Source organism: Phreatobacter sp. AB_2022a (assembly GCF_026847585.1).
Taxonomy (GTDB): domain Bacteria; phylum Pseudomonadota; class Alphaproteobacteria; order Rhizobiales; family Phreatobacteraceae; genus Phreatobacter.
This window is the reverse complement of record NZ_JAPSET010000037.1, coordinates 49,975-69,068: the sequence shown is the minus strand read 5'-3', so window position 1 is coordinate 69,068 and position 19,094 is coordinate 49,975. Positions and strand designations below refer to the sequence as shown.

Annotated in this window: 13 protein-coding genes; 3 read left to right on the top strand and 10 right to left on the bottom strand. The window is 67.4% G+C overall.

The window, feature by feature from the left end; all coding sequences use genetic code 11:
* Positions 1-1,056: 1,056 nt before the first annotated feature.
* Positions 1,057-4,764, top strand: a complete 3,708-nt coding sequence (locus OZ671_RS23155; RefSeq protein ID WP_268862913.1) for a vitamin B12-dependent ribonucleotide reductase — start codon at positions 1,057-1,059, stop codon at positions 4,762-4,764.
* Between the two features lie 702 nt (positions 4,765-5,466).
* On the top strand, positions 5,467-5,781 hold the full coding sequence (locus tag OZ671_RS23150) for a low affinity iron permease family protein (protein WP_268862912.1): 315 nt from the start codon (positions 5,467-5,469) through the stop codon (positions 5,779-5,781).
* A gap of 417 nt (positions 5,782-6,198) precedes the next feature.
* Here OZ671_RS23150 and OZ671_RS23145 read toward each other — a convergent pair whose 3' ends face one another.
* The 10 genes from OZ671_RS23145 to OZ671_RS23100 form a co-directional block, all read right to left on the bottom strand.
* Entirely contained in the window at positions 6,199-7,041 is an 843-nt protein-coding gene (locus OZ671_RS23145; protein ID WP_268862920.1) for a DUF3313 domain-containing protein, read from the bottom strand.
* A 499-nt stretch (positions 7,042-7,540) separates the two neighbouring features.
* Positions 7,541-8,800 carry an ATP-binding protein gene (locus tag OZ671_RS23140; RefSeq protein WP_268862911.1) on the bottom strand — a complete coding sequence of 420 codons (1,260 nt, stop codon included), beginning with the start codon at positions 8,798-8,800 and terminating at the stop codon, positions 7,541-7,543.
* Complete coding sequence (locus OZ671_RS23135; RefSeq protein WP_268862910.1) at positions 8,797-9,528, bottom strand: response regulator; 732 nt, start codon at positions 9,526-9,528, stop codon at positions 8,797-8,799. The genes OZ671_RS23140 and OZ671_RS23135 overlap by 4 nt, the downstream gene beginning before the upstream one ends.
* 183 nt (positions 9,529-9,711) lie before the next feature.
* A complete protein-coding gene (locus OZ671_RS23130; protein ID WP_268862909.1) occupies positions 9,712-10,449 on the bottom strand; it encodes a class I SAM-dependent DNA methyltransferase in 738 nt (245 codons plus the stop codon).
* A gap of 254 nt (positions 10,450-10,703) precedes the next feature.
* The gene (locus tag OZ671_RS23125; RefSeq protein ID WP_442957120.1) at positions 10,704-11,006 is read right to left on the bottom strand and encodes an acyl carrier protein; all 303 of its coding nucleotides are present in this window, start codon (positions 11,004-11,006) and stop codon (positions 10,704-10,706) included.
* A gap of 50 nt (positions 11,007-11,056) precedes the next feature.
* Positions 11,057-12,607: a class I adenylate-forming enzyme family protein gene (locus tag OZ671_RS23120; RefSeq protein ID WP_268862918.1), complete on the bottom strand. Its 1,551-nt coding sequence runs from the start codon at positions 12,605-12,607 to the stop codon at positions 11,057-11,059.
* Positions 12,607-14,622, bottom strand: coding sequence for an asparagine synthase (glutamine-hydrolyzing) (asnB, locus tag OZ671_RS23115; protein WP_268862908.1), 2,016 nt, complete (start codon positions 14,620-14,622; stop codon positions 12,607-12,609). Before asnB ends, OZ671_RS23120 begins: the two co-directional genes overlap by 1 nt.
* Positions 14,623-14,626: 4 nt before the next feature.
* Positions 14,627-15,634: an NAD(+) synthase gene (gene nadE / locus OZ671_RS23110; RefSeq protein WP_268862907.1), complete on the bottom strand. Its 1,008-nt coding sequence runs from the start codon at positions 15,632-15,634 to the stop codon at positions 14,627-14,629.
* Complete coding sequence (locus tag OZ671_RS23105) at positions 15,631-16,446, bottom strand: alpha/beta fold hydrolase (RefSeq protein ID WP_268862906.1); 816 nt, start codon at positions 16,444-16,446, stop codon at positions 15,631-15,633. The genes nadE and OZ671_RS23105 overlap by 4 nt, the downstream gene beginning before the upstream one ends.
* Positions 16,447-16,664: 218 nt before the next feature.
* Positions 16,665-17,360, bottom strand: a complete 696-nt coding sequence (locus OZ671_RS23100) for a N5-glutamine methyltransferase family protein (protein ID WP_268862905.1) — start codon at positions 17,358-17,360, stop codon at positions 16,665-16,667.
* Between the two features lie 429 nt (positions 17,361-17,789).
* Between OZ671_RS23100 and OZ671_RS23095 the strand changes: the two genes are divergently transcribed.
* Complete coding sequence (locus OZ671_RS23095) at positions 17,790-18,995, top strand: calcium-binding protein (RefSeq protein WP_268862904.1); 1,206 nt, start codon at positions 17,790-17,792, stop codon at positions 18,993-18,995.
* The last annotated feature ends 99 nt before the right edge of the window (positions 18,996-19,094 follow it).

The following is a 19,094-nucleotide window of genomic DNA, read 5'->3' as shown; positions in this document are numbered from 1 at the left end:
TGCAACGATCGCTCCGGCCGAGACGCCGCTCGCCGCCGAACCGGTGGCCGAGGAGCCGGTGCGCCGCCGGCGTACGCCCGATCCCGAGCCGGTCGAGGTCCAGCAGCCCGCCAATACCGGCGCGCCCCGCCGCGCCGGCTGGTGGAACCGCAAGGCCGAGGGCTGAGCATGCGGTGAACCGGCCGCGCGGCAGACGGTTCACCCTTGTGGAGCCACCAGGCGAAGGCCGGTCGAAGCCGGCCCGCCATGGCAGCGACGACAAGCGGCCGGGGGAACCCGGCCGTTTTCGTTTGCGCCCGCCGCGACTCGCGGCCGCGCTCGAATCGCGGCGCGAGAATCGTCCGGGCGATTCCCTCCGCCGCGCTCCACCTGCCTTGCCACGGCAGCCGATTCAGTGCCCCTGCGTCAGCACGAACAAACCGGGAAAAGGCGGTCACGACGCGAGCACAGGACCACCACATTTTGGCCACCCCTGTCCCGGGCTGGGAATATCTGGGGGCGGTTTTCACGCGGCTGTGGAGAGCCGGTCGACCCGTGGTGAATTTTTCCTTGGCGAATCCACCTGGAATCTCCGACACTTGCTCCCGTCCCCAGGACATTCCCCTTCAAAATCGTCGGCGAGCCACCACATTTAGTGGTCTGTTTACCCCTGCCCTCTATATCTTGACGACATGAAGGCATGCCGCTTACCTTGGATTTCGGTTCGGCGGGTCTGTTCCAAGTTCCTGACGCACCAAATCCCCAGACGGTTTCCGAGCTGACGCAAGCGCCCCCCGCGCCGCGTGGCCGGAAGAATTGTCTTCGTCATCCGGTGGCGCGCGCCCGCAACGGCGCGAGGCCGGCGGAGGGCGGAGCTTCGTCCCCGGCGCTGGCCGCGGAACGACGCCTGGACGGGATGAGTTGGCCTCTCGGGTCCCGGCTCCTGTGGAGAGCGGGGATCTGCAGACCACGGCGGCAAGCGGGCCCGGAACAACCGGGTCGACGCGGGATCCAGGGCATGGACCGCGGGGCGGACCGGGAGCACAGTTCCCGGCCAAGAGATGAAGGACGAGAACGATGCGCATCGAACGGCGATACACCAAGGCGGGCCAGTCGCCCTATGCAGACATCGCGTTCCGGTCGGCGACATCGGAGATCCGCAATCCCGATGGATCGATCGTGTTCCGCCTCGAAGGCATCTCGGTGCCCGATGCCTGGAGCCAGGTGGCCGCCGACATCCTCGCCCAGAAATATTTCCGCAAGGCCGGCGTGCCCGCGCGCCTGAAGAAGGTCGAGGAGAGCACGGTCCCGTCCTGGCTGTGGCGCTCGGCCGCCGACGAGAAGGCGCTGAAGGAACTGCCGGAGAAGGAACGCTGGGTCGGCGAGACCTCGTCCACCCAGGTCTTCGACCGGCTTGCCGGCACCTGGACCTACTGGGGCTGGAAGGGCGGCTATTTCGAAGCCGAGGCCGATGCCCAGGCCTTCTTCGACGAGCTGCGCTACATGCTCGCCATGCAGATGGTGGCGCCGAACTCGCCGCAATGGTTCAACACCGGCCTGCACTGGGCCTATGGCATCGACGGCCCGGGCCAGGGTCACTACTACGTCGATTTCGAGACCGGCAAGCTGGTCAAGTCGAAGTCGGCCTATGAGCACCCGCAGCCCCATGCCTGCTTCATCCAGTCGGTCGCCGACGACCTCGTCAACGAGGGCGGCATCATGGACCTGTGGGTGCGCGAGGCGCGCCTGTTCAAATACGGCTCCGGCACCGGCTCGAACTTCTCCTATCTGCGCGGCGAGGGTGAGAAGCTCGCCGGCGGGGGCCGCTCGTCCGGCCTGATGAGCTTCCTGAAGATCGGCGACCGCGCGGCGGGCGCGATCAAGTCCGGCGGCACGACGCGCCGCGCCGCCAAGATGGTGGTGGTCGATGCCGACCATCCCGACATCGAAGCCTATATCGACTGGAAGGTGATCGAGGAGCAGAAGGTGGCGAGCCTCGTCACCGGCTCGAAGATCAATGCCCGGCACCTCAAGGCCATCATGAAGGCCTGCGTGAACTGCGAGGGCGATGGCGACGGCTGCTTCGACCCGGCCATGAACCCGGCACTGAAGCGCGAGATCAAGGCCGCGCGCAAGGCCATGGTGCCCGACAACTACATCAAGCGGGTGATCCAGTTCGCCCGCCAGGGCTACAAGGACATCGAGTTCCCGACCTATGACACGGACTGGGATTCCGACGCCTATCTGACGGTCGCCGGCCAGAACTCGAACAATTCCGTGTCGCTGAAGGACGACTTCCTGCGCGCGGTGGAAACCGACGGCGACTGGAACCTGATCGCGCGCATCACCGGCAAGCCGGTGAAGACGCTGAAGGCCCGCGAGCTCTGGGAGAAGATCGGCCATGCCGCCTGGGCGTCGGCCGATCCGGGCCTGCATTTCAACACGACGATGAACGACTGGCACACCTGCCCGTCGGCGGGGCCGATCCGGGCGTCCAATCCGTGCTCGGAATACATGTTCCTCGACGACACGGCCTGCAACCTGGCGTCCGCCAATCTCCTGCAGTTCTACGATACCGGCACGCGCCTGTTCGACGTCGAGGGCTACGAGCACCTCTGCCGGCTCTGGTCGGTCGTCCTGGAAATCTCGGTGCTGATGGCGCAGTTCCCCTCGCGCCAGATCGCCGAGCTCTCCTACGAATACCGCACGCTCGGCCTCGGCTATGCCAATATCGGCGGCCTGCTGATGACCATGGGCATCGCCTATGACAGCGCCGAGGGCCGGGCGCTGGCCGGCGCCCTCACCGCCATCATGACCGGCGTCGCCTACCGCACCTCGGCCGAGATGGCCGGCGAGCTCGGCCCGTTCCCGGGCTACGCGCCGAACCGCGAGCACATGCTGCGGGTCATCCGCAACCATCGCCGCGCCGCGCATGGCGAGACGGCGGGCTATGAAGGCCTGTCGGTCAACCCGGTGGCGCTCGACCACGCCAACTGCCCCGACCGGACGCTGGTTGCCCATGCCACCCGCGCCTGGGACGAGGCTCTGGCGCTCGGCGAGAAGCACGGCTATCGCAACGCCCAGGTCTCGGTGATCGCGCCGACCGGCACGATCGGCCTGGTCATGGATTGCGACACCACCGGCATCGAGCCCGACTTCGCGCTGGTGAAGTTCAAGAAGCTCGCCGGCGGCGGCTATTTCAAGATCATCAACCGGGCCGTGCCGGACGCGCTGCGCTCGCTCGGCTATTCGGAAGCAGCCATCGGCGAGATCGAAGCCTATGCGGTGGGCCACGGTTCGCTCGCCCAGGCGCCTGCGATCAACACGGCGACGCTGAAAGCCAAGGGCTTCACCGAGGAAGCGCTGGGCAAGGTCCAGGCCCAGCTGAAGACCGCCTTCGACATCAAGTTCGTGTTCAACAAGTGGACGCTCGGCGAGGACTTCCTCGCCCGCACGCTGGGCATTCCGGCCGAGGAATACAATGCGCCCGGCTTCGAGCTGCTCGCCCGCCTCGGCTTCTCCAAGAAGGACATCGAGGCGGCCAACGAGCATGTCTGCGGCGCCATGACGCTGGAAGGCGCGCCGCACCTGAAGGTCGAGCACTATCCGGTGTTCGACTGCGCCAATCCCTGCGGCCGCAAGGGCAAGCGCTATCTCTCGGTCGAAAGCCACATCCGCATGATGGCGGCGGCCCAGCCGTTCATCTCGGGCGCCATCTCCAAGACCATCAACATGCCCAACGAGGCGACGGTCGAGGACTGCAAGGCGGCCTACATGCTGTCGTGGAAGCTGGCGCTCAAGGCCAATGCGCTCTACCGCGACGGCTCCAAGCTGTCGCAGCCGCTGAACGCCCAGCTCATCGAGGACGAGGAGGACGAGGACGGCGTCGAGGAGTTCCTGGAGAAGCCGCAGACGGCGCGCGCTGCGGCGCTCGCCGAGCGCATCGTCGAGAAGGTGGTCGAGCGCGTCCAGGTGGTGCGCGAGCGCGAGAAGATGCCGGACCGCCGCAAGGGCTATACCCAGAAGGCGGTGGTCGGCGGCCACAAGGTCTATCTGCGCACCGGCGAATATGACGACGGCCGCATCGGCGAGATCTTCATCGACATGCACAAGGAGGGCGCGGCGCTCCGCTCGCTCCTCAACAATTTCGCCATCGCCATCTCGCTCGGCCTGCAATATGGCGTGCCGCTCGACGAATATGTTGACGCCTTCACCTTCACCCGCTTCGAGCCCGCGGGCCCGGTGCAGGGCAACGACACCATCAAATACGCGACCTCGATCCTCGACTACGTGTTCCGCGAACTGGCGGTGAGCTATCTCGGCCGCTTCGATCTCGGCCATGTCGATCCGGGCGAGAGCCGCTACGACGCGCTCGGCACCGGCGCGACCGAGGGCACCAAGAGCGTGCTGTCCAAGGGCCTGGTGCGCGGCAAGACCGACAAGTTCACGGTCGTCTCGACCGGCGCCCAGGCCCCGGCCATCGGCCCGGGCACGCTCGCCAACGACGCCCGCGGCACCGGCACGGTCGTGACCATGCGCACCCAGGGGGCGACCGCGCTGAAGGAGGAGGTGGCGGCCGCCGTCTCCCCTGCCCTCGGCACGCTGTTCGACCAGGCCCCGGCCGCCGCGCCGCAGGCCGAGCGGACCACCGCCGACCGGCGCGCCGAGGCCAAGCTCCGCGGCTATGTCGGCGATGCCTGCCCGGAATGCTCGAACTTCACCATGGTGCGCAACGGCACCTGCCTGAAGTGCGACACCTGCGGCTCGACGACGGGCTGTTCCTGAGACGGGCGACCGTCAACTGACCAGCCGACCAAAGCTCGTCCGCAAACGTCGGTGATGTGATCCCAAAATCACCCATCGTTGTCCCGGACGGACTGACAGGCTCTGGCAAGAAGGGGGCTTCAAGCGAAGCCCCCTTTTTTTCCACCTCGGCCGCTCGACACGGCAAGCCTTGCCATTGTCGCCGACGCCACGCCGGCATCCCCCAGATCGACCCACCCGCCAGCTTTGCTTGAGGAATTCGAGCAGAAGCGCACATGCGCGCGCATGTGTGTGCACGACCAGCGGTTTCCTGGAAATGAAAGCCTTGCCCCGCGGACGGCGCCAAACAGAAACGGCGACGTCCCGTGCCGGCGATACGATCGCGGCGACCAAGCACTGACCGGATTGCGGCCCCCGCTCACCTCCAGCCTTCGGGCCGTCGCCGCAGGAGGCGAGCGCGCACGGGCCGCCCCCGTTGGACCCGGGCGGGCATCACGGCGAAAGCGCTCGAAGCGCGCTCGGACGCGGCAGGTCGCCTCCGGCATCGCCGATGGCCGCAGCGCGCCCGATACGACCACCAAGGTCCCTCGCCGCGGGCGCGCAACCGCGCTGGGGTGATGACCAACTCCGCCATCATATCGTCGGCGCCCCGGATGCTGCTCGCGTCGAGCGAACCGACATAGCATTCGTCAGTTGATAGTTGAGCGAACCGGAGGTGTCGGCATGAACAGTACCAGTATCCTGACCCATCTCGGTACGGCCGCTGCGCGGCCATGGGCGTTCCTCGTCCTTATCGGCTATGCCGTCTTGTGGCTGGCTTTGGAACGAGAAACTCTTGATTGGCACGGTTTCGCCACGCTGGCGACCTGGGCGATGACGCTGTTCATTCAGCGCTCGGAATACCGCGACACGCAGGCGCTGCAAGCCAAGCTCGATGAACTGCTGCGGGCAAATGACCGGGCGAAAGACGAATTGACCACGATCGATCAGAAGGAACCGGAAGACATCGAACACCGCCGCAAAGCCGAAGATCGGTAAGGAGCCGGAGATCGAAGATCCGACACGCCGTCCGAAAAGCGGCACGCGAACAGTTCCCCGTGCGCGATGCCCCCAGCCCCGGCGACGCAGTCCTCGTGGCCGCATGCGCGGTTCCCGTCAGGCCAACCCGCGGCCTCGATCAGCGGGCCGACCGCGCAGTTCGGGTCTCCCAACCGCTCGACCGGACTGCTTCCTCCGCAACACGATCATGAGGAAGGCCCTTCCGGCCACGACATCGTCGCGCGGCTGAAACGGGTGTTCCCGGCCGATCTGGACGCGGGAGCGCCGCTCTTGCCGACGTCGCCTGCACGGCGGGCGTCCGCCTCACGCCGCGCCAGTTTCGCGAACAATCGCGGCTATGATGGCCGGGAGGACCGTCGCCCCGTCAGGCGAATACGCTCCCTCGCCGAGATGGCTTCAGCGCGCCACCGCCCCCTTGTCGGTCCAGCCGGGAGGGAGGCCGAGCTGCCCTCCCATGAACCCGGCGAGACCCGGGTTGCGTCCGAAGGCTTCACAGGCCCGGCTGGCCGCCGCCCCACCCAAGGAGGTGGAGATCTGGTGAGCGGAGGGAAGCGCCGGCAACTGGCCGAACGGCGACCGGCCCGTGACGAGCAGCCGGCTGAAATCGTACCCGAACTCCGAGGCCAGGGCATATGCGTCGCCCTCCACGGCCATGCGGCCGGATCCGATCATGTGAGCGCCGCGCGCCCAGATCATGGCCGCCTTCTGGTCGCCCTTCAGATCCAGAGCCTCGGCTTCGAGACTGAGAGTGCCCATTCCGATGGGAATGCGGGGCACCGGGACGGGAACGCCGGGAAGAAGGACCATCTTGGCGATGGCGGCGCCCCGCGAAGCGCCGACGGCGAGCGTGTCGGTCGGCGTCACATGGGTCACGAGCGCACGGATCGTGAGGTCCGCGGGTTGTCCCGGTCCGACCACCTGGAATCGCTCGCTGAGCCCGGCGCAGAGGGCCCTGTCGACCGCATTGGCGACCAGGCGGCGCTGCGCGGCATTGAGAGGAATTCTCAAGGTGCCCGCGCCAAACGCGGTCGGCACGATCTGGACCGTCTTCGCTTCGCGTATCGCGGCCTCGTCAACACGCAACCGCGATCGCGTCACCAGGCCGTTGGCTTCCGCGAGCCTGTCGTAGGATTGCAGGGTGCTCGCCTGCTCCAGCGGCGCGGACGCACAGCCCGCCAGCAGCAGCGGCGCCACAAGTCCGGCCGGCCAGGCGCCACACAGGTAGCGTCTGCCCGACATCTTGATCACGGGCGGATATCGACACGTCCAAGCGGCAGGTTCCGTGCGGGCGCGAAGGCGCAGCGTCCGGCGCGCCGCCGCCAGCCAGGAGGACGATCGCCTCGCGTCACGCCCAAGCCCTCGCAGCCCGCCGCGGCGCCCCGACATTTCCAGTCCACTGTCCCGGACCACTCGGCCCTCCTCAGCAACGTTCCGGCTGGACTGATAGCCGAGACAGCTGGCCCGGAATGTGATCGAGCGTGACCCAATATTTCCGACCGAACTATTTTTATGTCGCAACATGTACGACATGAAGAATTTGCGTCAGCGGCCACAAAGACAAGCCGGCGCTCCATTGCGCCAGCTCCTGCCGCGCCTGCGGCCGTGTCCGTAGACACCGCCGGTCCGATCGGGCCGGTCCGGGGCGATGGCGGAGAAGCCCTTCGACGAGCGGCGGCCCGGATCCCGGCGCCCGGACGTGGCGCCGTCCTCGACGCCCCCGGGCGAGCACGGGACATCCCTAGGCTGCCTCGGTCCGCGGCAGCGTGTCGACCATCGGCAACCGCACGATCTGCAGCAAACCCTGCTGCGCACCGTTCCTGATAGTGATGCTTCCGCCGCAGCGCTGGACGATCTCGGATGCGATCGTCAACCCGAGCCCCGCCCCCTGGCTCTCCTTCTCGCGCGACGGATGGACGCGAAAGAACGGCTCGAAGACCTGCCCGATCAGTTCCTGCGGGATACCCGGCCCGTCGTCGTCGATGACGACGACCGCCTCCGAGGACGCGGTCTCGAGCAAGACGCGGGCCCGCCTGCCGTGGGTCGCGGCATTGATGATCAGGTTCCCGAACGCACGTTTGAGACTGCCATGGCTGGCCCGCACGGTCACCGCGGCGGTGCCGGTGAGCGTCACATCGTATGACAGGGCCTTGAGCTCGCCTGCCAGCTCCGAAATCAGCACGTCCAGCCTGAGCTCTTCCGAAGGAGACCGCCCGGACTCCTCGCGAACGAGCAGGATGGCGCTGTCGGCGATACGCCCGAGCTCCTCGATGTCCTTGAGCCACATGCTGCGCTCGTCATCGTCCTTGACGAACTCGGCCCTCAGGCGCATCCGCGTGATGGGTGTCCGCAGGTCGTGACCGGCCGCCGCCACGAGGCGCATCCGGCTTTCCATCGCGGCCTTCAGGCGCGAGGACAGGCCATTGAGCGCCCGCGCGGCGACGCGCACTTCGGCAGGCCCCTTGACCGCCAGCTCGGGCAGCAGCGCGTCGGGGCCGACCGACTCGATGGCCCTTTCCAGCAGGACGAGAGGCTTGACCATGCGCTCCGCGAACAAGAGGGCGATGGCTATGGCCCCGAACGCGATGAGCGCGAACCACATGAGAAGTATGTTCAAAACGCCGATACGCGGCGGGAAGTCGGTGATCTGCATGACGAGCCACCCCCCTTCGACCGGCACGGACAACATCATGGCATCGTCCGAGCTCCGATAGGACACGACCACGTCCCGCGGCAGGCCACGCGCCCTCAGCGCCTCGCGCAGCCAGGTGGTGATGCCGTCCGCGATCTTTCCGTCAGCCGGCCCCTGCTGAACGGCGATCGCATCGGAGCCGGTGCGCGCCACCTGCACCAGCAAATGGACCTGCTCGACCAAGGGACCGATCGCCTGCTGCTCTTTCGGCGGGTTGAAGATGCGGAGCAGCACGCCGGTCAGGACCGTGACCATCGTGATGATGACGACGGCGATCAGCACGGCGAGCTTGGCGCGCAGGGTGGTCACGACGAAAGGTCCTGGACCTCGACCTTGACGACGAGCTGATAGCCGCCGTTTCGAACGGTCTTGAACAAGCGGCCGGTCTCGGACGCGTCCAGCTTCCGCCGCAGGCGGCTGACGAGGACATCGATCGACCGATCCAGGACGTTGCCGCTGCGGCCATGGGTGAGGTCGAGAAGCTGATCGCGGGAGAGCACGCGCCCTGGCCGATCCAGGAATATCTGGAGGAGGTCGAACTCCGCGCCGGTCAGTTCGATCGCCTGGCCCTGCGCATCCACGACGCTGCGCAGCTGCGGGTTCGCGACCAGGCCATCGAACTGATAGGCCTTCTGGGCCGGCGACTGGAGCATCGTCATTTCGGAGCGTCGCCGCAGGACTGCGCGAATGCGGGCGACCAGCTCGCGCGGATTGAACGGTTTGCCGAGATAGTCGTCCGCCCCCATTTCCAGGCCGAGGATCCGGTCGATGTCCTCCTTGAGCGCGGTCAGGAGGATGATCGGGACGGTGTTTCGCTCGGCGCGCAGGTCGCGGCAGATGTCGAGGCCGGAGCCGTCGGGCAGCATGACGTCGAGAACGATGAGATCGATGTCGTCGGTCGCGAGGCGTTCCCGCAGCTCGGCGCGGCTCGAGGCCAGCAGGACGCGAAACGACTGCGCTTCGATGTAGCGGGCGAGGAGCTTTCGGATCTCCGGATCGTCGTCGGCCACCAGGATTCGCGGCGTGCGTTCTTTCATGGGCGACCATTCGTCGGGCAGCGCAGGCCTTCTGTTTCTACCGGCAAGTGCGGCGGAAAGAAGCAGCGTTTCATGACGAATGATGTCTCAACATGGCCGCAGACATGTTTCGACACAAACAACCGTGACCATGGCCTGGCGCGCAACCGGCTCTTTCGGTGCGCGCGAGGACGTTCCGGTCCGCTACTGGCGTCGCCCCACGAGGATAAATGTCTGCGCATAGCGCTGGAGGAACGGGAGCCGCCGGCCCATCGTTTCCGCGCGCGACAGCAGCTTGCGGTTGAGCGTGTCGAAGTGCCAGCCGATGCGGGGCCATAGCCCATATCGATGCACGGCTTCGACCGCGAAGCCATGGCTCCTGAACAGCGCCACGGCTTCTCCTTCGCTCATGACATTGTTGATCGTCCGCCGCGCCAGCGCATTCCGGACGCGATAGAGGCGCCCCATCGGACTGATCGAATTGACATGGAAATTCGCGACGAGATGACCGTCCCTGACGAGGCAGTCGCGAAGCGCCGCCATGGCCGCATGCCGGAGCTCGGGCTCGGCATTCAGAAAGAAGCGAAAGGCGGTGCAGACCTGCCGGTCGCGCGGGACCCGGCCCGCGCCCTGAGCGGTGACGTCGCCGACGACAATGCGGGCCCTGGGACATCGCTCCCGCGCGCGCGCCGCCATTTCGGCCGAAACGTCGTTGCCGACGACATCGTCGAAGATCGCCTCGTGAAGAGCGAGGATCCTGCCGGTGCCACAGGCAAAATCGAGCGATCGGCGCGCCCCGCCGGCGGCAAGGCCAGCCAGGATCGACTGCACCAACGGCCGCTCAACGTCGTTCCAGAGCCGAGCGTAATATCCCTCCGCAAAGGTTCGGTCGTAGAGCCGCGCATAGCCGGGTGCCGAATGGCTGTCGCGATATGAGGACATTGCGACACTCCCTGGGATCCGTCCGGAGAATGAGGAGACCAGGCCCCGGGCTTTCATCTGCCGCCCGCCCCGCCGGGCCGGCCGCGGACAGGGGATCCAGCCCTCGCGCCCCGGCCCCGGCCCCGGCCCCTGCCCCGGCATGGCTGGCCATACAATGGCCGGATCGGAAGACGGGATATCGGCGCCCCGGGGCCACAGCTGGCCCGCGGCGGCCGCCGGGCGCCTGTGCGGTCGTGTTCCGCCGCATGCGGCGGCTATGTCACGCGGACCAGCGCGCCGGTCGGCGCCGGCTCGTGCTGCTTGCGCATGACATAGGCCGCGATGCCCTGGATCGTGTCGAGGTTCTCCGGCAACAGCTCGCAGTCGTCGACCGCGATGCCGAAGGTCTGCTCGATGAAGCCGACGACTTCGAGCACACCGGTGGAATCGATGATGCCCTGGTCGATCAGCGAGCTGTCGTCATTCAACCCGGCCACATCGCCGACATAGAAGTTCGCCGCCAGGAACGCGCGAACGCTGTCCTTGCAGGCACTGAGCGCACTCGTTTCTCGCATCATGGGCTCCTCCTCCACATGACTGGACGATCCTCGGGGTGAAACGGCCGGGCTCACGACAGCGCCCGCTTGTCGACCTTCGCCGTGTCGGTTCGCGGCAAACTCTGGACGATGTCGATGTGCTTCGGCACCATGAAGGCCTCGAGGCGGCGCCGGCACTCGTTGCGGATCTGCGCTTCGCCGATCGCCGTGCCCGGCTCCATCACCACGAAGGCCTTGACCGCCTCGCCCAGGAGCTCGTCGGGAATCCCGATGACGGCCGCCTCCTTGACGCCCGCAATACCCATCAGGACGTTCTCGACCTCCTTCGGCGCCACCTTCTCGCCGCGCGACTTGATGATCTCGTCGCTGCGGCCGACGAAATAGAGATAGCCCTCCTCGTCCATGCGGCAGTAGTCGCCGGTATGGAGAACCTGCTCGCCGGGCAGCGGTCCGGGCTTCAGCTTCCGCGCCGTCTCCTCGGGCTTGCCCCAGTAGCCCTTCATCACGGTCGCGCCGCGAATGACGAGCTGCCCGACGACACCGGGGCCGACCCGCTCGCCGCTCTCGTCGACGATCCACATCTCGGTGTTCGGGATGGCGATGCCGACGCTGTCCGGCTTGCGGTCGATGTCCTCCGGCGGCAGGTAGGTGCAGCGCTTGCATTCGGTGAGCCCGTACATCGAGTAGATGCGGGCGCTGGGCAGCAGGACCCGCAGCATCTGGATGTGCCTCACGGCCAGGGCGGCGCCGGTATTGGTGACATAGCGGATGCTCGGCAGGTCGCCTTCCTTGAGAGACTTCAGGCCGAGCAGCGTCGAGAAGACGGTCGGCACGCCCGGCAGGCCGGTGACCCGCTCCTCCGCCAGAAGCCGGACGATCTGCACCGGAAAGGCGAAGGAGCGCTCCAGCACCAGGCGCGCGCCGACGCTGAACGCCAGGATCATCTGATAGAGACCGTAGTCGAAGGCGAGCGGCAGGACATTGAGGATCACCTCGTCCTCGCGCAGCTCGAGATAGGAGGCGATCGAGGCGCAGGCCGTCAGCATGTTGCGATGGGTCAGCATCACGCCCTTCGGGTCGCCGGTCGATCCCGACGTATAGACGATCGCCGCCAGATCGATGTCGATGCAGCGCCGCACCGGCGGCGCGCCATGGGCCACCGACGCCGCCTCCCATGTCACCGCGCAGGGCAGGCCGGCGAGATCGGCATCCCTGACCTCGCCGCTGACCACCACGCGCCTCACGAAGGCCGCACGGCGCAGGGGCGCGCCGAAGGCGGCGGCCAGGTGCGCGTCGGTGATGAACGCCGCCGGCCGGCAATCCTGCAGGAGATAGTCGAGCTTGTCGGCCTTGGTCAGCGGGTTGATCAGGCAGGCCACCGCATTGGCCTTCAGCGCCGCCCAGAAGCTGACGACGGTCTCGACGGTGTTGTCGGCGAAGATCATGACGCGGTCGCCGCGGGCGACGCCCGCCGACGCCAGATGAGCGGCGAGCGCGTCGGAACCGGCATCGATCTCGTCATAGGTGACGCGCCGCTTGCCGCAGACGAGCGCGACCTTCTCGGGGCTGCGGCAGGCCGATCGGATCAGATGGTCGTTCAGCAGCGGTACGGCATTGTCCATCACGCAAACACCTCCGCATGCTGCAGACGGTCGATGTCGGTCGCCGGAGCCGCCAGCGGCTCCGCCTCCGGCCGGCCCGCGACGAACCGATGGTGCAGGAGCTGGGTGGACAGGACGCCGACCAGCGCCATGTTGTCGGAGTTGGACAGGTCGCCACCGCGCCTGTCCGCATGGGTCCGGCATTTCGCGACGAGCCGCGCAACGGCCGCCGGATCGAAGAGGTTCGCATCGCGCAGGCTGGTTTCCGACAGAAGGTCGTCGACATAGTCCGGCGCATCCGCGCCGAAGAAGCAGAGGGCGTTGGGCGAGCGATAAGGCTGCTTCTTCCGCGCCACGATCTCCGGCGGGACCAACGGCTCCGCAACACGCTTCAGGACGTGCTTCTCGTCGAGCACGCGCAGCTTGTGGCGGGCCGGCAGCGCATTGGCGACCGCCATGACCTCCTCGTCCAGGAAGGGAAAGCGGCCCTCGATCGAATGGGCCATCAGCATCCTGTCGCCCTGGGCCGACAGCAGGTAGCCCGAAAGCAGGGTCCGCATCTCCAGATATTGGTCCTGCGCCAGCGGGGCCCACTGCGCGAAGGCCGAAGGCAGGCTGCGGACAAGTTCCGACACGGCGTCCCGGCCGGCGACCGCCGCGCGCATGTCGGCGGAAAACAGCCGCCTGAGCGCGGCGGTCGTCCGCCAGCGCGGCTCCAGGCCGAAGCCCGGCATGGCGCTGCCGGCAAGGCCGTGGCCGAAGAATTGCCGCGCCATCGCCTGATGCTGGACGGGCGACCGGGACAGGTAGGGATAGAGCCGCTCGATCAGCCGCCACCGCCAGGCGGACGCGGGCTGGCGCGCCCAGAAGCGCCGCACCTTCGCCTCGCGGAACAGGTCATAGCCGGCGAACACCTCGTCGGCCCCCTCGCCCGTGAGCACGACCTTGATCCCGGCCTCGCGCACCATCCGCGAGAGCAGGAACAGCGGCGCGGGCGACGTGCGCAGGATCGGCCGCTCGCCATGGCTGACGACGGCGGGAAAGACCTCAGCGATGTCGGCGCGCGCGACGACGAGCTCGTGATGCTCGCTGCCCGTCCGGCGCACCATCAGGCGCTGATACGCGGTCTCGTCGTACTCGGCATCGGCGAAGCGCAGCGAGAAGGTCTGGAAGCGGTCGCCGGCGAAGCGTCGCCCCATCGCCGCGACGAGAGAACTGTCGAGGCCGCCCGACAGATAGCTTCCGACCGGCACGTCGGAGCGAACCATCCGCAGCGAGACGGCCTTATCGAGCGCCGCGCGCACCATCTCCACGGCCTCGTCCAGCGAGCCCTTGAAACCATCGTCGCCCAGGGCAAACCGCGGCTCCCAGAAGCAAAGCTCGCGCATGACGCCGTCGCGATAGACGCGCGTGTGGCCGGGGGCGAGTTCGCGGATGCCGGCGAACACGCCCTGCGGGGCGACGGCCGTCCACAGCGTGAAGGTCTGGTCGAGGCCGGCGGCATCGAGAGCGCGCGGGATCGCCGGATCGGCCGCGAAGATCGCCTTCACCTCGCTTGCGAACAGAAGGCGGCCGCCATGCTCGCAAAGATAGAGTGGGCAGATGCCGGTCCTGTCGCGCGAGAGGACCAGGCACCGTTCGGCGGGCACCCACAGCGCCAGCGCCCACTGGCCCTTCATGCGCTCGAAGGCGGCCTCGCCCCAGGCGAGCCAGGCCTGCACGACCACTTCGGTGTCGCTGCGCGTGCGGAAGCGATGGCCGAGCGCCATCAACTCGGCGCGCAGTTCGACATAGTTGAAGATCTCGCCGTTGAAGACGATCCACGCGGTGCCGTCGATGTCGGCCAGAGGCTGCCGGCCGCCATCTCTGTCGATGATCGACAGGCGGGCATGGGCGAGGCCCGCCCGTGCATCGCGATAGAGGCCCTGCTCGTCCGGGCCACGATGAACGAGCGCCCCGGCCATGCGCGCCAGCGCCGCGCGCGAAGGCGGTGGAATCGCGGCGCCGAGGGACACGATGCCTGCCACGCCGCACATCGTTTCACTCCATGGCGACCGGTGTGACGAGCAGCGACCGCGCGTGAAGATAGCGGGACGCACGGCGCTTGGCCCCGATATCCCTGAAGGCCCGGCGCACCTGATCGACCGTCAGGCCGGTGACCCCAGCCGCGGTCTCGGCGGCAATGCCGTGATCGGCCGCATAGAGGCAGAGGTCCATCAGGTCGTAAGGCAGCGCGAAGTAGAACTCCTCCTGGCTCTGCGGCATGGAGAACGTGTCCGTGGTCGGCGGGCGCTGCCGGATCTCCTCCGGCACGCCCAGATATGCGGCGAGCTGGTAGACCTGGGTCTTGTAGAGGTGCGCGATCGGCATCACGTCGGCCGTGCCGTCGCCTTGTTTGACGAAGAAGCCCTGGTCGTGCTCGAGCCTGTTGGGCGTGCCGACGACCGCATATCTCAGCCGGTCGGCGTGGTAATACTCGGTCATCTTGCGCAGGCGCTGCTTGTAGTTCGTCGCGGCGACGAGCTGCAGGTAGCTGTCCGGCGGCAGTCGGACGGTCGCCACCGCCCCTCGCGGATCCTGCACCGTCAGACGGGTGACGTTGATGCCGGTGCTCTCGCGGATCGGCGGCAGGACGAGCTTGCACTTCCAGCCCTCGCCATAGTCCGGCACGACGGCACGGATCGCGTCCTCCTGTCGGCGGTAGGCGCCAAGCACCCCGAGCGCCGGCCCGATATCCTCGACGATCGCCTCGATGCCAAGCTCGGCCGCGATGCGGCGCCCCAGCCTCAGGGACTCGCTCGAGGAATGGTGCTCGGGCATCAGCAGGCCGAGAACCTTTTCGCGACCGAATGCCCGCACGCAGAGCGCGGCGACGACCGAGCTGTCGATGCCGCCCGACAGGCCGACGACCGCGCCCCGGCGGCCGAGCACCGCAACCACCTGATCACTCAGCGCCGCGGCGATGCGGTCGGTCTCTTTCTCGGCGTCGAGTTTCAGCACCTCCCTGTCGAAGGCGTCGCGGCGGGCGATCGGCGCCAGGCTGCTCATGATGCCAGTCCCCGCGGCGCGATCTCGGCCGGCGCGTAGGAGCCGACGATCGCGGCCTCGATCAGAGGATGGTTCCGGGTCAGGTGCGGTTCCATGATGAGGTCGATATGGCCGCCGTCGATGGCCGTCACCTCCAGCCGGGCGAACATGCCCTCCCAGCCGAGATGCTGGGGCATGTCCTTGCGCGCGCAGCGGAACAGCGTTGCGGCGAGCGGCAGCGAAGCCTTCGGCTGGTCGAGCCAACGGAAGAAGGCGCGCGCGCGCAGCACCTCCTGCAGTTCGAGCGTGATGCGGAACCGCGTGGCGTTGAACTGGCTTGCGCCCTTGCGATCGACGATGCGCGCGAGCAGCGCCTCGCAGCCGAGCGCCGTCGCGACCTTGGCGAGGGCCCGGCACGCCATCCGGGCGGCACTTACCTGACTGGCCCGGATGCGCTGCAGCGTGCGGAAGACGGTCTCGCGATATTCGGAACGCTCCCCGAGGATGCTCGTGTCGAGGATGCCGAGAAACCGCACCGAGCGCCCGCTGGCCAGAAGCCGGCCAGCCACCTCGAAGGCCACCGCTCCCCCGAGCGAATGTCCGAGAAGCCGGACGGGACCGCTCGGCTGCTTCCGACGGATCTGCTCCATGGCATCATCGGCCATGGCCGCCAGCGACTCGCCCCCGGCCAGCATCGTCCGCAGGTCCGGGTAGCGGATCGGGACGATCCGGGCCGCGCCGGCCATGGCGGCCGCGAGGCCGGCGAGGCTGCGGCCGTACCCGACCGATCCCGGCAGGAGGAAAACGATCGGAAGGCCGCTGTCCCGCGCCATGACCCGCATGGCCCGCACGCCGCAATCGCGCGGCGGCGCCGATAGGGGCTCGGGACGTCGCTCACCCCATGCCGATCGCGGATGCGCCGGACCCATGTCGTACCTCGCCCAATGTCCAGACTGCTTTGTCGCCTTCCCGCCCCGGCGCTTCATCATCCGATCGGACGAAGCATCCCCCATCGGCGCCCATGCGCTCCATCACAAGGGCTGCCTCCCGCTCAGGACGGCTGCGCAAATCCGAGCACGACACGACCTGCGCCGGCGGCATCGGCGATCACCGAGACGGCGTCATAGGCGCCGCTGCGCGCGAACAGGCCCGCGACCTGACGGGCCTGGCCAAGCCCCACCTCGAACAGCAGGGCACCCCCCGGCCGCAAATACGGCAGCGCTTCCTTCAGCACTCTCATATGGATGCTCAGCCCATAGGGCCCGGCAGCGAAGGCCTCGCGCGGCTCATGGGCGAGCAGATGCGCGCGCTCGCCCATGAGCCGCTTCTCGGAAATGTAGGGCGGGTTGCAGACGACCATGTCGATCGTCCGCTCCAGGCCCTCGCCGGAGAGGGGCGCGAACAGATCGCCCTGGAACGCCGCGGCACGGTCCGCGAAGCCGAGGGCCGCGATGTTGCGCCGCGCGACGGCGACACATTCTTCCGTCAGGTCGCAGGCCCACAGGCGGGCCTGCCGGACGCGCGCGGCGATGGCGCAGGCGAGATTGCCGGTGCCGCAACACATGTCGATGACCCGCGGCGCGGTGAGCCCCATGCCGTGCAAGGCATCGACCGCCGTCGCGCCGAGAAGCTCCGTCTCCGGCCGCGGCACAAGGGCGCCGGGCGCGACCAGAAGATCCAACCCCATGAACCTGGTGTGGCCGCAAGCATAGGCCGCCGCCACCTCGCCGCTCCCGGTCACGCGCATTCCAGCCTCGAAGTTTCCGGTCACCGGACCAGCAGCCGGCTGCCAAACCTGCCCTGACGGAAGCGTCTGCAACCAGAGCGCAATGGGATTAGCTCTACCTCTTAAGGAGTAGTCCCGTCAGACATCCTGACGTATCGGCAGGCGCAAATGGGCATATCTATAACAATACCATGTAATGTCTACTTTTTCCGCAAATATCGGCCGCCGCCCGCCACCATCGGAGATCTGACCGAATCGAAAATCACACGCGCAGGTCGCCGATTGTGGGGAAAATGAGCACCCGTTAACCACATTCTCGCCACCAAAGACCGCGAGACCATTTGGGCAAGCTGAATCATATTTCAGGAGCATATTATGACATTGCATTACGTTGCCGGCGGTGGAATTGAGAGCAATGGAACGTATTCCGCTGGTTCTTTTGGCTTCAATTTGGCTGACGTACAATCAGTTGAACAGCTCAATTCGCTACCGGAAGGAACCAAAGGACTCGTCTGGCTCGACAAGGCCGAAGGCGTCACCAGCGAATTCATAAACACCGTCTCCCAATATATTGGAAACGATAAACTATTCGGCTTCTATCTCGCGGACGAACCGGATCCGACCGGCCTGTGGGGGCCCAAGGTCTCGGCCGCGGACCTGAAGGCCGAATCCGACTGGATCCATGCCAATGTGCCCGGCGCCAAGACGTTCATCGTCATGATGAACATGGGCATGACGACCAGCCCAACCTACATGAACACCTATAATCCGGCCAATACCGGCATCGACTATTACGGCCTCGATCCCTATCCGGTGCGGTCCGGCGGCCAGCTCGATCTGTCCGCGATCGACAAAAACGTCGACGCCGCGATCAAGGCGGGCATTCCGCTCTCGAGCATCGTGCCGGTCTATCAGGCCTTCGGCGGCGGCGACTGGTCGACCGATACCGGCGACGCCTATGTCATGCCGACCTCCACGCAGATGAAGGCGATGATCGACCACTGGGCCGGTGTCGTGCCCAACCCGGCCTTCGACTATGCCTATCACTGGCAGTCGCAGAACGGCGATCAGGCCCTGTCGACCCATGCCGGACTGCTCGACGTGTTCCGCGAGCACAATGCCGCGACCACCACGCCGACGGCTCCGGCCGTGACCGAGCCGCCGGCCCCGCCGGCCGATGCCGGCGGCGCCGACGCAGGCGCACTCCCGACCGCGCCCCATCCGACCGATCCGGGCACCGGCTCGAGCGCGGGTTCGGGCAATGGCGGCACGCCCGATGTGAGCGAGCCGACCTCGCCGGCGATCGCAACCGGCGACGGCGGCCGCGGCGGCCATTGGAGCCTCGGCGATCGTGCCGACTGGGCCGGCAGCGGACAGAAGTTCGGCCAGAAATTCGCGGGCGTGGATGCCTTCCGGTTTTCGGATGCGGGATCCAAGATGGCGGACGCGACGACCAGCGCCCACGACGCGGGCCTTGTCGGCAAGGCCGGCACCGGCGGCCAGTTCGCATTCCTGGAAAATCGCGATGGAAGCCGTGTCTCCGCCGACGCGGGCGCGGGCGCCGATGTCTCCGGCCAGGGCCATGCCGATGGCGCCTCGCCGGCCGGCAAGATGCCGGGCCATCACCATTCCGCCTGGGACCATCTGTGGGGCTGAGGCCCTGATCGCCATCCTCGCAGCGGCGGGCGGGAGCGCCGTCGCGGCGAGGGCCTGACGGCAGGCGCCGCCGGAGCGAGCTCCGGCGGCGTTCGGCAA